This window comes from Candidatus Pedobacter colombiensis, assembly GCA_029202485.1.
Taxonomy (GTDB): domain Bacteria; phylum Bacteroidota; class Bacteroidia; order Sphingobacteriales; family Sphingobacteriaceae; genus Pedobacter; species Pedobacter colombiensis.
This window is the reverse complement of sequence record CP119313.1, coordinates 3,612,825-3,630,595: the sequence shown is the minus strand read 5'-3', so window position 1 is coordinate 3,630,595 and position 17,771 is coordinate 3,612,825. Positions and strand designations below refer to the sequence as shown.

The following is a 17,771-nucleotide window of genomic DNA, read 5'->3' as shown; positions in this document are numbered from 1 at the left end:
AAGCACAATTTTGAAGCTACAATTTCCTATTTTAAGACTTTTTTTTCTCTTATTCTTTACCGGAATTTGTACGGCTTCGGGACAAGATTTTTTTAGGGTCATTGGCGGTATTCCACATCTTCCGTCAGTAGACCCTACAACTGTTTTATCACCTGCCCAGGGGATGCTAATTTATAATACCACCGATCAGCAACCAATGATTTATGGTGGTGCCAGTTGGGAGACTTTGTGCAGTAGCAATGTCAATACCCAAACTGTTAAAGATTATTTAGAAGTAAAAACAGGAATTCCCTACCTCTCTTCCTTAAATGATAAACCTGTAGGCCCTATACTATCGGGCGGTATTTATTTTTCGAAGACAGAAAATACCATGATGGTATACAATGGTAACGAATGGACATCGGTGGCCAAACTAAATGGGAAAGGTAATTTCACGACAAATAGTGATTTCTCCACAAATAGAGGGCTTCAAATTTCCAGACTTCCGGTACTTAGCAGTAATCCAATACCATTGGGTTTATCTGTCGGGGCGATATATATCAATTCGGTGTCTAAAGTTATCCGTTACTATGATGGTATAGTATGGAAAGACATCAGTTGTCTACCTGTCATTTCAACTATTTCTCCGAGTAAAATTACCAATACCTCAGCGCAAAGTGGTGCCGATATTAAAAGTAATGGTGGCTCTACAATTACTATACAAGGAATATGTTGGGGTACTTCTCCAAACCCGGATATTACATTAAGTACTAAAACTGAGAACCAGGTTTTCGGTAGCGATATTGGTCTTTTTCCAGGCATCATATCGGGACTAAAAGCAAATACGATATATCATGTTCGTGCTTATGCAATCAATGGCTCAGGGATTGTTTATGGTGAAGATTTGACGTTCACCAGTGCCCTGGCCTCCAAACCAACGATCATCACATTGGAGGTATCTGATTTTACTCCGGTTAGCGCCAATAGTGGGGGATACATCAGTAGCGATGGTGGTGCTCCAATTACAGCCAGGGGAATTACCTGGAGTGTAGTTGGCGATCCAATAGATGATCCCAAAGCAACTACTACTTCAGACGGATCCGGTGTAGGTACTTTCCCAAGTAAGTTGACAGATCTTTTAAGAAACACAACCTATTATGTGCGAGCCTATGCCGTAAATGTGATGGGTAAAGCCTATGGTAATCTGATCATATTTACAACGCCGAGTGCTACAGCCCCGGTGTTAAGCTCACCCAACATCAGAATTGTCGACATTACGGATGTTTCGGCAGTGAGCGAAGTGACCATCATCAACAATGGTGGTGAAGTGGTTACCGAACGTGGAATGAGCTGGAGTACAGACAGGGTAAACATTGTATATGGCCCATCAACCCAGGTTAATGCTACAGATATTGGAACCTATGTCTGCAATATTACTGATCTTAAACCCGGCACACTTTATTATGTAAGGGCTTATGCTAAAAATATCATTGGTACCAGCTATAGTAGTGAATCCAGTTTTATTACTACTTCCTTACCAACATTAACTACTATAAAACCTTATAATTATGATGCCGCCAGTCACCGCGACGGGTGGTTTTCAGGTTATAATGGTACTATTGCCTTAAGTGGTGGAGACATTACCAGTAATGGAGTTTCATTGATCACCAAACGCGGGATTTGCTGGAGTACTGATCCAAATCCAACAACGGATTTAACCACCAGGACAGAACTAAATGTTAGCGGAAGTGGTACCGGTACTTTTTATAGCTATCTCACTTCTCTAATTCCTGGAACGACCTATTATGTCCGTGCCTATGCCATCAATAGCATGGGAACCGCTTATGGGGATGAAATGACTTTTAAAACACCACAGATACCTGATTTAATTACTAAGCCTGCGACAGACATTAACAGCGTATCATTTAAGAGTGGTGGCGATATCATTGACAATGGGCGTATGCCTATCGTGAGTCAGGGGCTATGTTGGGATACCGAAAATAACCCCAGCATTGATGGTCAGCATACGACTGACGGAAGTAGTGGACAAAGTTTTACTTCGCTACTTAAGAACCTAATGGGAAGCACTACCTATTACATCTGTGCTTATGCAACCAATTATGTAGGTACAAATTATGGCGAAGTTCTGGAAGTGACCATGGCGGCCCCCATAAAACCCAGCATTATAACTGCAGAAGTAGCCGGTACAGCAGGAACAGCTACTACCGGAGGTGGTGATGTAACCAGTAATGGCGGAGCCAATATTACTTCAAGAGGGGTAGTGTGGAGCCTTACACCTAACTTTATCCCAGGTCTTTCAACCCCGAATAAATCACAAGTAACCGGGGGAACAGGTAGGTTTAACAGCCCAATTACAGGGCTGTCGCCAAACAAAACTTACTATGTGAGGGCTTATGCCGTAAACAGTACAGGAGTAGAATTTGGAAACGAAGTAACTTTTAAAACTTATACCATTCCTTCTTTGATGACCACACCTGTTAGCAGCATATCAGGTTTCGCTGCAGTGAGTGGGGGTGATATTTTTAGTGATGGCGGCGATAAGGTGACAAGTAGTGGAATTATATGGAGTACGGCTCCAAACCCAACTACAGACTTGCCTACAAAAACACGCGGTGGAACAGGGATTGGTAGTTTTATCCATAACATTACCGGGTTATTGGGAAATACAACCTATTATGTGCGTGCCTATGCAACCAACAATGCCGGTACAGCTTATGGGAATGAACATAGCTTTACTACCGGTCCACCGGTACTTCCTGAAGTACAAACGGCCGAGGCTACAGAAGTTACCGGAGAAAGTGCTGTTAGTGGAGGATTATTAATTACTAATGGTGGAGCCTTATTGTCCAAATCCGGTATAATTTGGGATACAGTTTCAGGGTTTACACCAAACCAGGCAACACTTAATAAAACAGTTCAATATGGACAAGGTAATTTTACAAGTGTCGTAGCTGGTTTAACTCCGGGTACGACTTATTATGTTCGTGCCTATGTCGAAAATTCCGTAGGTCTGGTATATGGCAAGGAAATCGTTTTTAAAACGGCTAGTCTGGCTGTATTGACTACGCTTGTACCAATTCCATCTTCAATTACAAGTACTTCGGTAACAAGTGGAGGAAGTATCATCAGTAATGGGGGATCATATATCCGGAGCAATGGTGTTTGCTGGAGCACTAGAGAAAACCCTTCCTTAACAGATAAATATGTCGTTTCAGGATCAGGTAGTGGTAATTTTACCTCAAAAATAACAGACCTGCTGGGCTCTACCACCTATTATGTAAGGGCTTTCGCAACAAATTTTGCAGGTACAGCTTACGGGCAACAGGAAAGCTTTACTACAGCTCCGCCAGTGCCATCTGCTATCACTACCCTTAAAGTAACAGACATCACCGCTACTACAGCAAATAGTGGCGGTGATATTACCAGCAATGGTGGTGCATTGGTCAGCACAAGAGGACTGGTATGGAGTACCAATCAAGGTTTTGATCCGGCAACAATTACAAAAGATAAAACTGCGGAAACGGGTTATGAAAAGGGAATTTTTTATAGTCAGATGAAAGGTTTAACGCCTGGTACAACTTATTATGTTCGTGCCTATGCAGTAAGTATTGCCGGTACTTCCTATGGCGAAGAGCTGAGTTTTATAACACCGAATCTGGCCATTATTGTAACCAACTCACCGGGTCTGGTCACCAATACAACGGCAGTTATGGGGGGTACAGTAACAGACTCCGGCGGTTCTCCGGTAACTGCAAGAGGTGTGGTCTGGAGTACAGTGGATAACTTTGATCCTAACTCTTCTACAATAGATAAAACATATAATGGCGGTGGCGTTGGTAGCTTCAGCACGACGCTAAAAGATTTAATTCCGGATACGAGATATTATGTAAGGGCATATGCGGTAACGATTGCTGGTACTTCATTTGGTCAACAGGTGGGCATTACAACTTATTCGCCAACATTACCGGTATTGACTACAGTTGTTCCAAATAGAATTACAGGAATCACTGCTTATAGTGGGGGTAATATTGAAGATGAAGGTGGTGTAACTGCCGAAACACGTGGTATTTACTGGAGTCCGGTACCTAATTTTAGTTTGACTGCCACTTCAACAAAAATGACTACGCAGACAGGTGTAGGAAAGGGCGTTTTTGCCAGTCAAATGACAGGATTGACTACGGGTACTACTTACTATGTGCGGGCTTATGCCAGCAATCGCGTAGGAACAGCTTATGGGGAAGAACTTAGTTTTATTACCCAAACTACGCCTACTTTAACCACCATCAATATCACAGCCAATACTGGAATTACGGCGATGAGTGGTGGGGTGATCAGCAGTAATGGCTCAGCAGATGTATTTACACAAGGAGTATGTTGGAGTACCAACCCTAATCCGACTGTGGGACTGGCAACAAAAACCAGTGACCCGGGATCAGGAGTGTTTACCAGTAAGCTGATTGGATTAAAACCAGTAACAAAATATTATGTAAGGGCTTACGCAACAAATGCTATAGGTACTTCTTATGGAAATGAGATCAGCTTTACCACGGCACCAATTGTTGCTACTTTAACTACCAGCGATGCGGTAATTACTTCCAATACTACAGCTAGTACTGGTGGTACCATTAGCAATGATGGTGGAGCTGCAATTACAGAACGTGGTATTGTGTTCAGTAGTAAACCAAACTTTAACCCGGTAGTTGATGCTGTAGTAAGAACATCAGACGGGCAGGGACTTGGAACGTTTATCAGTGAACTTTATGATCTGGTAAAAAGCAGGACCTACTATTTCCGTGCTTATGCAGTGAATAGCGCGGGTACTGCCTATGGAAATCAATTAACAATAGCAATATTTGCTACTTCACCAATCCTGGTTACGAACAAAGTAACTGAGATAAAAGGAACTACAGCTACCAGCGGCGGAGAAATCACGACTGACGGTGGTGCTGAGGTAACCAAAAGAGGAATTTGCTGGAGTACGCAACAAAATCCTACAATCAACTTGTCTACTAAAACAAGTGATGTTGATTTAGGAGACGGTAAATTTACCAGTCACATGACCGGTTTATTGCCAAATACGCTTTACTATGTGCGGGCTTATGCAATCAACGGAATAGGTGTTGCTTATGGTCTTGAAGAATCATTTATTACCCTTGCACTTCCAACATTAACGGCAACAGATCCTGTAACTAAGATCAGAGCAACAACTGCAACCAGTGGTGGTGAAATTACTGACGATGGACGTACACCAATCATCAACCGTGGAATTGTATGGAGTACTTACAGCAATCCCACAATCTCTTTGGGAACAAAAACGGTAGATAATGTTACACAAGGGATAGGCAGCTTCACGGCCAACATGACCGGTTTATTGCCTAACACCACCTATTATGTGCGTGCTTATGCAACCAATGGTGTAGGGGTTAACTATGGTAGTGAAACGATGTTTAAAACCAATGTGGTTACACTTCCATCATTAACGACTTCTGCAGTTACCGAAATAGAGGGGTACTCTGCTAAAGGAGGAGGTGAAGTTATTGATGATGGTGGAATGCCGGTAGTAACCAGGGGAGTGGTGTGGAGTACCAATCCTGCACCAACAATTGCCATGCCTACCAAAATCGTTAATGGTACGGCAGGTGTTGGCACATTTGAGAATGTCTTTGCCGGATTAATTCCGGGTACAACTTATTATGTTCGTGCTTTTGCTACCAATAGCATCGGGACAGCCTACGGAAATGAGGTGAGTTTCAGTTCTTCTGCTGTTGTACCTTCGATGAGCAATGTGACGATTGCCAATGCAAAATTGAACACTGCTGATGGAAAAGCCAACCTGGTATTTGATGGAGGATCTGCTGTCACAGATATGGGATTGGCATGGAATACTGTTGACACTATTCCTGTTGCACCGGCCAATCATGTTTCTGTTGGCAGTACCGGTACTGTAGTATCGGCAACAATTCCGGATTTACTGCCGGCTACTAAATATTTTGTTTGGGCCTATGGAACAAACGCTATCGGAACAGGGTATAGTCTGAAATCAGTTACTTTCAGTACGCCGGATCTCCCTAAGATTACGACTACAAAAGTAACCGCGATTACCCAAAGTACAGCCAATTCAGGTGGTTCAGGCATTAGTGATGGTGGTATTCTAATTACCATGAAAGGAATTTGTTGGAGTACAGCAGAAAATCCGACAATAGACCTGATTACAAAAACTGAACAAGGAACAGGAATAGCTGCGTTTGCAAGTAGCATGACCGGTTTAACAAAAGGTACAACGTATTACGTAAGGGCGTATGCTACAAATGCGATGGGAACTAGCTATGGTAATCAGGAAATTTTTAAAACTATTGATATTCCGGCTCTTAAAACAGTTGTAGCTACCGATATTTTAAGTGTTTCGGCAAATAGTGGCGGTGAGATTATTAATGATGGTGGAGCGGCCATTACCGTAAAAGGTATAGTTTGGGACACGAAAGAAAACCCTGAAATCACCCTAATCACTAAAACCAGCAATGGTACAGGTACAGGCAATTACATTAGCAAAATTGCCCCTTTAACCAAGTCTACCAAATACTATTATAGAGCTTATGCAACAAATAGTATAGGTACAGCTTATGGTCAACAAGAAGAATTAACCACACTGGCGGAGCTTCCGGTTGTATCTGTAGTAACGATGTCTGACATGACCTTGGTTTCTGCAAAAGGTACTGCAGAAATTACTTCAGATGGCGGAGCAGAAGTGACCATCAGAGGACTGGTTTGGAATACAACAGGAGATCCATCTCTTGATAATGGAACTTTGATGCCAAAAGGGGCAGGACCGGGAATCTTTAACGATACCATAGAAGGTTTGATGGAAGGACCGACTTATTATGTTCGTGCTTATGCTACAAATTCAATGGGGACTGCATACAGTCCTACAGTGACCAGCTTTAAAGTTTGTTTGCCAACATTTACTGTATCACACATCGCAGGATTGAATGGTGCGCCTGTTACAAAAACGGTAACGTATAATTCTGTAAGTACCAATATTTCGGGAGCAGCAAGATGCTGGATTACCCAAAACCTTGGTGCAGATCAGGTTGCTACTTCAGCTACAGATGCAACAGAGGCATCATCAGGATGGTACTGGCAGTTCAATAAATTGCAAGGTTATAAAATGGAAGGTACTACACGTACGCCAGGCACAACATGGAACACAAGTATCAGTGAGAATAGCAATTGGACTCCTGCTAACGATCCATGTGTGCAGTTGCTGGGGGGTGGATGGAGAATGCCTACTACTACAGAATGGACAAATGCAAAGGCTGCCCCGCAAAGCTGGCTCAACATTAAGGATGCATACAACTCAGTACTAAAATTACATACCGCTGGTTTCTTTAGCTATACCAGTGAGTTTGTGCGTCGCGGAACAGAAGGTTATTTTTGGTCAAGTACACAAGCCAGTTCTGGTAACGGAGGGACTTTATATTTTACAAATACAGGTGGTGCGATGACTTCGTTTGAGAAAGCTTACGCGTGGTCAGTACGTTGTCTAAGAGATGAAATCATCAAAACAACTCCTTCTGTAAGTGATGTTGTTGTTCCGGCAGTGACAATGAAAGATACCAGTGCTGAAGGTATTGCTATGGTTACCCCTGATGGTGGCGCACCAGTTACGGCAAAAGGACTGGTATGGAACACAACAGGTAACCCAACACTGGCTGATAATGTGATTCCTTCAGGATCTGGTATTGGTGCAATTGCAGGTACCTTAACAGGATTGGAAGAAGGTCCTACTTATTATGTAAAGGCTTATGCTACAAACAGTGAAGGAACCAGCTATAGTGTTGCAGCAACCAGCTTTAAAATATGTAAATCATTTACCGTAATCCATAAAGCGGGGTTAAACGGTGCACCCGTAACCAAAACAGTTACCTATGGATCAATCAACACCATGTTCTCGGGGGCGGCTAAATGTTGGATCACTCAAAATCTTGGAGCAGATAAACAGGCAACTGCTATAAATGATAATTCCGAAGCTGCAGGAGGCTGGTACTGGCAGTATAATAGAATTCAGGGCTTTAAGCATGATGGTGTCACAAGAACGCCAAATGATGCATGGACCCCTTGGATTACGAGTATCAGTGAAAACTTAAATTGGTTACCGGCAAATGATCCATGTACCCAGTTGTTAGGTGGCGGATGGCGGATTCCGACGACAACGGAATGGAACAAAGCAGCTGCGGCTCCTCAAAGTTGGACAACTTCGGCATTAGCTTTTGCTTCTGACTTGAAACTACATGCTGCGGGATATTTGTCAGGTGGAAACCTTACTTCGAGAGGGACCTACAACGGTTATTGGACAAGTGATCAATACAATTCAAGTAATGGAGGCCTGATGTATAATGGCACTGGTGTATCTTATACGGATAAAGCCAATGCTTTCCCTTTACGCTGTCTGAGGGATGCAGTTGTAAAAAGTGTACCTTCTGTAAGTAATGTGTCCGTACCTGTTTCGGGAATGACTGTCGGCACAGCCGAAGGATCGGCTACAATTACTTATGATGGTGGTGCAGCCGTAACCACTAGAGGATTGGTATGGAACACCACCGGTGATCCTACTACCGATGATCATATGATTAGTCTTGGAAGTGGAACAGGAGACCTTACCGGCGTGATGACTGGTTTGGTAGAGGGTCCGACCTATTATGTTCGTGCTTTTGCGACCAGTAGTCAAGGCACCGGCTATAGTCCCAAAGTAACAAGTTTTAAGATCTGTAATCCTTTCACGGTAATTCATGAAGCCGGACTGAACGGAGCTCCTGTAACTAAGACTGTCACTTATAAAGCCGTAAGCAGTAGTGTTTCGGGTGCACCAAGATGTTGGATTACTCAAAATCTTGGATCTGACAAGCAGGCAACTGCAGTTACTGATGCAACAGAAGCGGCTTCAGGATGGTACTGGCAGTTTAACAAAAGTAAGGGCTTTAAACACGATGGAACGGTAAGGACGCCAAATGATGCCTGGACTCCATGGATTACTAGTATCAGTGAAAGCATAAATTGGTTACCGGCAAATGATCCATGTGTGCTGCTTCTGGGCGGCGGATGGCGTATGCCAACTTCAACAGAGTGGACGGCCGTTGCAGCACCTCCACAATTTTGGAAAAGCCCGACCAATGCTTATGATTCTGAATTGAAATTGCATTCGGCAGGATATCTTTCAACAGCCGGTGCCCTTACCAATAGGGGTACATATCATGGATATTGGGCCAGCACTTCGTATAATTCATCCAATGGAATGTTTATGTATAATGGTTCGGGGGCAACCTATGTTGATAAAGCCAATGCATTTCCGATACGTTGTCTGAGGGATTCTATTGTTAAAAATATGCCTTCTGTAAGTAATGTTACTGTGCTTGTTGCTGATATGACAGTAAGTACGGCCAAAGGTACCGCAATGGTAACCAATGATGGTGGAACGAAGGTAATGGCAAAAGGCTTAGTTTGGAATAGAACAGGGACACCAACGTTATCAGATCAGGTGGTCAATACAGGAGATGGAACAGGAACGATCAGTGGTATTTTGGAACAGCTTGTAGAGGGGCCAACTTATTATGTTCGTGCTTTTGCAACCAATAGTCAAGGAACAGCTTACAGTACATTGGTCACAAGTTTTAAAATTTGTAATCCTTTCACCGTAATTCATAAAGCAGGACTCAATGGGGCTCCTGTGAATAAAACGGTTACTTATAAAACAGTGAATACTAGTGTTTCCGGTGCAGCAAGATGCTGGATCACTCAAAATCTGGGCTCAGATCAACAGGCAACTGCCGTGTCTGATGCAACAGAAGCGGCTTCTGGCTGGTACTGGCAGTTTAACAGAAGTCAGGGTTTCAAACATGATGGAACTGTAAGGACACCAAATGATGCCTGGACTTCATGGATTACCAGTATTAGTGAAAGTGTAAATTGGGATGCCGCAAATGATCCATGTACACAATTATTGGGGGCAGGCTGGCGCATCCCAACATCAACAGAATGGGCTGCAGTAGCAGCGCCTCCACAATTTTGGAAAAACCCAACCAATGCGTTTGATTCTGAATTGAAATTGCATTCGGCAGGGTATCTTTCAACAGCTGGTGCTCTTACCAATAGGGGTACATATCATGGATATTGGGCCAGCACTTCGTATAATTCATCCAATGGAATGTTTATGTATAATGGTTCGGGGGCAACCTATGTTGATAAAGCCAATGCATTTCCGATACGTTGTCTGAGGGATTCTATTGTGAAAAAAATGCCATCAGTAAGTAATGTAACTGTACCTGTTGCAGAGATGACTGCCAATAGTGCTGATGGATCAGCAACGATAACAAATGATGGTGGGGCAGATGTGACAGCACGTGGTTTGGTTTGGAATACAACCGGAATGCCTACACTTGATGATCAGGTGATCTATATTGGTAAAGGAACGGGGGACATCAAAGGAACTTTATCAAACCTTATCGAAGGTCCAACTTATTATGTTCGTGCTTTTGCAACCAATAGCCAAGGAACAGCTTACAGTACATTGGTCACAAGTTTTAAAATTTGTAATCCTTTCACCGTAATTCATAAAGCAGGGCTCAATGGAGCTCCTGTAGACAAAATGGTTACTTATAAAACAGTAAGCAGCAATGTTTCTGGTGCAGCGAGATGTTGGATTACGCAAAACCTGGGCTCAGATCAGCAGGCAATTTCTGTTTCTGATGCAACAGAAGCGGCTTCTGGCTGGTACTGGCAGTTTAACAGAAGTCAGGGTTTTAAACATGATGGAACTATAAGGACACCAAATGATGCCTGGACTTCATGGATTACCAGCATCAGTGAAAACTTAAGTTGGGATGCTGCAAATGATCCATGTACTCTGTTATTAGGCGGAGGCTGGAGAATGCCAACTTCAACAGAATGGACAAAGGCTGCAGCTCCGCCGCAATATTGGACAAGTCCTACAAGTGCCTACGCTTCAGAACTGAAGATGCATTCTGCCGGGTATATTTCAGCCGCAGGTGCAGTTTATCAGAGGGGACAGAATAGTAGCTATTGGAGCAGTACTTCTTACAACTCGACTAATGGATGGTATTTGTATAACGGAGGTACGGTAAGCTATATAGATAAAGCAGCTGCTTTACCTTTGCGATGCCTTAGAGATGTGATTGTGAAAAGAGTGCCATCAGTAAGTAATGTAACAACACCTGTTGCAGAAATGACCGCCAATAGTGCGGAGGGATCAGCAATGATAACAAATGACGGAGGGGCAGATGTGACAGCACGTGGTTTGGTTTGGAATACAACAGGAACGCCTACACTTGATGATCAGGTAGTTCAAATTGGTAAAGGAACAGGAGATATCAAGGGTACTTTGAAAAATCTTATAGAAGGACCTACTTATTATGTCCGTGCTTTTGCAACCAATAGCGAAGGAACGGCTTACAGTACATTGGTAACAAGTTTCAAAATATGTAATCCTTTTACGATTATTCACAAAGCAGGCCTGAATGGAGCTCCTGTGGATAAAACCGTTACTTATAAAACAGTGACTAGCAATGTCTCTGGTGCAGCGAGATGTTGGATTACGCAAAATTTGGGTGCTGATCAGGAAGCATCAGCTGTTGACGATGGGACCGAAGCTGCCTCCGGTTGGTACTGGCAGTTTAACAGAAGCCAAGGCTATAAATATGATGGAACCGTAAGAACTCCAAATCCGGCCTGGACTTCATGGATTACCAGTATTAGTGAAAATATAAGTTGGGGGGGAGCAAATGATCCATGCACCCTGTTATTAGGTGGGGGTTGGCGCATGCCAACTTCAGCAGAATGGACAAAGGCCGCAGCTCCACCACAATATTGGAGAAATTCTGCTCATGCTTATGCTTCAGAATTGAAGATACACTCTGCCGGGTATATTTCAGCCGCAGGTACAATTTATCAGAGGGGACAGAATAGTAGCTATTGGAGCAGTACTTCTTACAACTCGACTAATGGATGGTATTTGTATAATGGAGGTACGGTAAGCTATATAGATAAAGCAGCTGCTTTACCTTTGCGATGCCTTAGAGATGAGATTGAGAAAACGATTCCTTCAGTGAGTAATATGATACTTCCTACCGATAAGATGACAGCTACCACTGTCGAAGCAACTGCAACGGTAGCACTTAATGGAAATAGCCTGGTAACAGCAAGAGGATTTGTTTGGAATACTTCAGGTAGTCCAACCCTTTCAGATCAGAAACTTTCTTTAGGAATGGGGACAGGGATCATCACAGGTGTACTTACAGGTTTAATGGAAGGACCTTCTTATTATGTACGCGCTTATGCAACCAATAGTGAAGGTACGGCTTATAGTCCTGTTGAAAGTACCTTTAAGATATGTAGACCTTTAACGGTAAGCCATACACAAGGTGTTAATGGTGCTCCGGTGAGTAAGGTGGTAACTTATGGTACCATCAGTAGTGCAATTTCAGGTGCTGCAAAATGCTGGATTACTCAAAACCTGGGGGCTAGTCAGCAGGCTGAGTCTGTAAATGATGCTTCTGAAGCTTCATGCGGTTGGTATTTTCAGTTTAACCGCTCACAAGGATATAAATATGACGCCGGATTGAGAACTCCAGATCAGGCACTAAAGCCTTATGTAGGATCTATTAGTGAGAGCATAAGCTGGTCTGAGGTGAATGATCCTTGTGCACTATTATTGGGAGCAGGTTGGCGCATTCCAACTTCAGCTGAATGGACAAAGGCCGTAGCTCCACCACAATATTGGACAAGTCCTGCAAATGCTTATGCTTCTGAACTGAAAATACATACGGCTGGATACCTTTCAGCAGCAGGTGCAATTTACCAGAGGGGACAAAACAGCAGCTATTGGACCAGTATTCATTACAATTCTACTAATGGATGGTATTTATATAATGGAGGTACGATAAGTTATATAGATAAGGCGGCAGCTTTACCGATTCGCTGCCTTAAAGATTAACAACAGGTAATGATAAAATTGAATAGAAATTAAAATATATATAGAGATGATAGGTAAACGATTAAAGCATATGCTTCTCCCCGCTGTTTTCGTAGGGGTATTAAGTTTAAATGCAAGTGGGCAGACTAAAGACATCAGCTTGAAAATACATTTGTCGGGCGTAGCAAAAAGCAAAATCTCTTTGCTTTCTCTCGCCGGCACATCTATAAAAACTATAGTAGAAAATCCGGCTATAAATGATGGTGGAACAGCTGTGCTGAACATTCCTAAAGATCAGTTGCCGGGAGAGTTTGTTTTACGTTTTGACTACCAGGAAAAGGAGAGCAGCAATCCTTACCCTGCTGAAAAACGCATTTTTGTAAACAATCAAAATCTAGAACTTTGGGCTCGTCCTAAAGCTTTGAATCATCCGGATAGTACCTATTTCCAAAAGGGAGAAATAGAGAATACGGTCATCACAGCTTTTACTATCGATAACGCAAAAAGAAGAGAGCAGTTGGGCTTGTTGCAGAATTTTTTAATGAACTACGACCAACCTCAATCAAAGTTCTTTTTAATGGGAACTGAAGAATATGAAAGCAGACGTTTGACCTATAACAAGTGGATTGCTGCACAAACCTTGCAACATAAAAACACTTTTGCAAGCAGTGGTTTTGTTTTTCAGCACATCACTTCAATTGTCTGGAAGGGGACTGAGAAAGACAGGGTGAATAGTGTTATCGAAAATTATTTTGAGGGTATGGATTTTAAAAATCCAATGATCATCAGAACTACCGAGATCAAAGAATGGATGAATAAGTACGTAAATATTTATGGAGCTATGGCAACCACAATTGAGCTCCGTGATTCCTTGTTTACGCTTGCCGGTAAGCGAGCTATAGAAAAGGCACGTTTGGGTCACCCATTGGTGTATGGCTGGATGGTAGATTATTTTTATAATGGCTTTGAAAGCTTTAACATGACTGCGGGTATAAAAATGTTGGAGCCTTACCTGAATGATCCACTTTGTTTAACCAATCATAGAAAAGCTATTGAGCAAAGATTGAAAGGTATGGAAACTTTAGTAGTAGGTTCTATAGCACCTGATTTTAGCTGGAAACAGGCTTCAGGGAGTACCATTCAGTTTCATCAATTTAAAACCGAAGCAAAATATAAATTGGTTTTGTTTTGGTCGGCCGATTGCCAGCATTGCAAAGATTTGATGGAAAAATTACATCCTTGGTACCAAGATGCTACAAAAAGAGAAATGTTGGATATCTTCGCCATTAGTTTAGACGAAACTGAAACGGAAATTCCGGCATGGGAAAAGGCGAAGTTGAATCTTCCGGCATTTAAGCATAAACGAGCAGCACAAGGAATCAGAAGCCCGGAAGCAGCGGCATACTTTGTATTGTCAACTCCAACAATGGTATTGGTAGATGCGAAGACCAATAAAATTGTAGCTTTACCTGAGACTGTTGCTCAGCTGGAAGCAGAAATGAAATAGTTTATAAGAATGAGAATTAAAATATTACAATTAGGAAAAATGAAACAACTTATTGCATCTATTGCTATTGGATTTCTGCTGTTGATCTGTCCTGATTTAAAGGCTCAGCTAAAGATAGGGTCTGAAGGACTTTTTATTCAAACTGGAACAGTGTTCTATACCGAAGGGTTAACACTGGTTCCCTCCAATGATTGGGGGATGAATAATCTGATGATTAGTAAACAAGAGCAAACAGTGATCTGGCCCAAGTTCAATAGCATCCAGCGACTGTACAGGTTCAGCAGAGCGGCGGCCTTCTCGGGGGAGCTTGCATTGAATTATGAGGATATAGAACTCAATGGAAATGAGGGTAAAAATCTGGTCCTGGCTTATTCGAAAATAACGAGCAATAACTATAAGGATTATACACTGGTTAAAGAAAGTGTAGCTAATCCGGCCGAGAGATATGTTGGTCAGCTTTTTACCGATAAGATTACTTTGTCAGATTTAACGGCAGTAACTATGGAATCTCTAGGAAAGGAAGCTTATTCAGATTTGATCGCTAATAATATGATTACACCAAATGGTGATGGCGTAAATGATACCTGGGTAGTTAAAAATATCCATTTGTATCCTAACAACGAGTTGAAAATTTATGATCGTGAAGGAAGGCTCGTTTTCAATATGATCGGTTACGACAATTCATGGGGTGGTCTGTTTAATGGAAATCCTTTGCCGGAAGACAGTTATTACTATGTCCTGTACTTTGATTCAGGAAAATTTAGAAGGTCAGGGTTTATCTCCATAGTAAGGGAATAATAATAAAATGAAAGAATTGAGCATGAAAAATATAGTTATTAAGGCGTTCTTTATTGCGGGAGGTATTTTAGGCACAATAGCAGTTGCGCTTCCGGCTGCGGCACAAATCAGACCACTGGGAACACAGTATTATGAAAATCAATACATGAGTAATCCTGCCTTTGCCGGGATGGAGGAAGGTTTGAATGTGAACCTTAGCTACCGCAATCAATGGCGAACCATTGAAGGTTCTCCTGTAACAATGGCTGCAAGTGGTGACTACAGGCGAGATAAAGTGGGGATGGGGCTTATCGTGTATAGTGATAAAGCCGGGCTGATTGGTCGTACTCGGGTAATGGCTAGTTATGCTTATCACCTGTCATTAAATGGAGATAACAAGAACTTACATTTTGGGCTTTCATTGGGGATGATGAAAGAAAGTTTGGATAATAACAAGATTGTTGCTGAACCGGATGATGTTTTGGCTCAGCGTTTTAATCAACGCAAGCCCTATATTGATGGTGATTTCGGTATTGCTTATACCAATGATAGATTTACCATACAAGGAGCATTGCCCAACTTGTCTAAATTTTTGAAGAAAGATGAGCTGAATATGATAGATGGATCTACCTATTTTGCTGCGATGTCTTACAAAATCGGAACTGCTTTGGATGTGGTATCCATAGAACCTAAAATCAGTTTCAGGGGAGCCAAAGACATTGAAGGTATTTGGGATGTGGGTACAAACCTGAAGCTTGAAAACAACATTCTTTCTTTTATGGGTATGTTTCGCAGTGATAAAAGTTCAGTTTTTGGTGTAGGTGTAAATTATGATAAATATTTTATACAGTGCTTTTATACCAGTCAGCTGGCTGGAGATCGTATGCGTACCGGCGGAGATTTTGAGGTGAACTTAAAAATTAACCTGTTCAAGCAGCAAAAGTAAAATTTAAAAATCAAATTATATCCTGATGAAAATTAAATTACTTACATGCTTACTCTGCGTTTTCGCTTTGGGAGCTATCGCACAAATTAAAAGTAAACCCAAAGAATTTGTTTTAGGTTATGTTGATCGTCTTCATTCTGAAATATTAAAAGAAGACCGGATTATCAATATTTACCTTCCTGAAGGTTATGATAAAGACACAAAATATCCGGTAATTTATTTGCTGGATGGCTCGTCAGATGAAGATTTTATCCACGTTGTTGGCATTGTTCAGTTTAATACATTCCCCTGGATCGCAAGAATTCCGAAGTCCATCGTCATTGGTATTGCCAATACAAACCGTAAACGCGATTTTACTTCTCCGGCTACACAGCCAGGTGATCAAAAAATAATACCAAATAATGGTGGCTCTGCTAATTTTATCGCCTTTCTGGAAAAGGAATTGCAACCTTATGTCGAGAAAAAATATAAAACAGATGGTTTTAAAACCATTATTGGACAGTCATTGGGTGGACTATTAGCTACGGAGATTTTATTTAAAAAACCGACACTTTTTAATAATTATATCATCATTAGCCCTAGCCTTTGGTGGAATGATGGAGCTTTGTTAAAGGTAAAGCCTTCAATTTTAGAGGAAGATTATCATAAGCCAACTAACATCTATATAGGCGTAGGGAAAGAAGGTTCTTTGGACGGTTCAAACAAACACATCATGGAAGAGGATGCGAAATTGTTGTATGAAAAAATTAAGCAGGGTCAATCAAAAAGCGTAAAAGTGCATTTCGATTATTTACCTGAAGAGGACCATGCAACGGTTACCCATCAGGCTATTTTTAACGCCTTTCGCATTTTATATCCTAAAAAATAGCTTGTTTAAAAAGGATTTTAACTGAATTTCTTAATCACTTTCTGCATACATTGGGAGTTGGTTTGTGGGGCTATTTAGTAATTGCTCAACCAATAATGAAAAAGCATCATCTGCATATTCCTTTATAGTGCAAAGTCTGATTAAAATATTTACAGCATAGTCTTTCGTGATTACAGAGCCACTATCAGCCGCTACAATAATTTTTGCAAGGGATGCATAAATTACGCCTGGGTTTTCGAGTGTTATGGTATGAAGTGCAGTCATTGCTCCCCATTGAAGACGATTATTTTTGTTGTCAAGTAATGAAATAAAGTCTGCGGCATAGCCGACGATTAATGCTGGTTTTAGTTCTCCAATTTCATAGAGTACTTTAATGCAATCGTTTTGAATGTCCTTGTTTTTATTTTTTAGATTTTCTACAAGTTCTTTTACCGCATGAGGATTGTTGTCAGTTACAATTTGTCTTGCGAGCTCCTGATTGGGGACTTCGTCTTTGCGATTGAGGGAAGAAGCTAACTTATTAATAATGGTCATTGGTTTTTCTTTGCATCAAGTTTAAGTATTTCTTTTTATTAATGGCCTTTCTGTCTTCGCATTTGACTAAGTTTTGGTTAAGGAAACAAAATTCTGTAAACTTATCTCTGAATCCTGTAAATTAATCAGGCTGTTGTCAACTTACCTTTGTATAGTT

The 17,771-nt window shown here is 41.6% G+C and carries 6 protein-coding genes; 5 read left to right on the top strand and 1 reads right to left on the bottom strand.

Features of this window, described 5'->3' with window-relative positions; all coding sequences use genetic code 11:
• Nucleotides 1–10 precede the first annotated feature (10 nt).
• Genes P0Y49_15250 through P0Y49_15230 form a run of 5 tightly spaced genes read left to right on the top strand, consistent with a single transcriptional unit; the run spans nt 11 to nt 17,080 of the window.
• Entirely contained in the window at nt 11–13,003 is a 12,993-nt protein-coding gene (locus tag P0Y49_15250) for a hypothetical protein (protein WEK18147.1), read from the top strand.
• Nucleotides 13,004–13,049: 46 nt separating this feature from the next.
• Nucleotides 13,050–14,489, top strand: a complete 1,440-nt coding sequence (locus P0Y49_15245) for a thioredoxin family protein (protein ID WEK18146.1) — start codon at nt 13,050–13,052, stop codon at nt 14,487–14,489.
• Between the two features lie 39 nt (nt 14,490–14,528).
• A complete protein-coding gene (locus tag P0Y49_15240; protein ID WEK18145.1) occupies nt 14,529–15,287 on the top strand; it encodes a gliding motility-associated C-terminal domain-containing protein in 759 nt (252 codons plus the stop codon).
• A 22-nt stretch (nt 15,288–15,309) separates the two neighbouring features.
• Nucleotides 15,310–16,212 (top strand): PorP/SprF family type IX secretion system membrane protein, encoded by a 903-nt coding sequence (locus P0Y49_15235; GenBank protein WEK18144.1) that lies wholly within the window; start codon nt 15,310–15,312, stop codon nt 16,210–16,212.
• 25 nt (nt 16,213–16,237) lie between these two features.
• Entirely contained in the window at nt 16,238–17,080 is an 843-nt protein-coding gene (locus P0Y49_15230) for an alpha/beta hydrolase-fold protein (protein WEK18143.1), read from the top strand.
• Between the two features lie 30 nt (nt 17,081–17,110).
• Here the strand turns inward: P0Y49_15230 and P0Y49_15225 are convergent, their stop codons facing one another.
• Nucleotides 17,111–17,614 (bottom strand): hypothetical protein, encoded by a 504-nt coding sequence (locus tag P0Y49_15225; GenBank protein ID WEK18142.1) that lies wholly within the window; start codon nt 17,612–17,614, stop codon nt 17,111–17,113.
• Nucleotides 17,615–17,771: the final 157 nt, after the last annotated feature.

What these genes read in the sequence shown, in the direction of transcription:
- P0Y49_15245 (WEK18146.1), top strand. Translation starts at nt 13,050, where the DNA reads ATGATAGGTAAACGATTAAAGCATATGCTTCTCCCCGCTGTTTTCGTA.
- P0Y49_15240 (WEK18145.1), top strand. Translation starts at nt 14,529, where the DNA reads ATGAAACAACTTATTGCATCTATTGCTATTGGATTTCTGCTGTTGATC.
- P0Y49_15235 (WEK18144.1), top strand. Translation starts at nt 15,310, where the DNA reads ATGAAAAATATAGTTATTAAGGCGTTCTTTATTGCGGGAGGTATTTTA.
- P0Y49_15230 (WEK18143.1), top strand. Translation starts at nt 16,238, where the DNA reads ATGAAAATTAAATTACTTACATGCTTACTCTGCGTTTTCGCTTTGGGA.
- P0Y49_15225 (WEK18142.1), bottom strand. Translation starts at nt 17,614, where the DNA reads ATGACCATTATTAATAAGTTAGCTTCTTCCCTCAATCGCAAAGACGAA.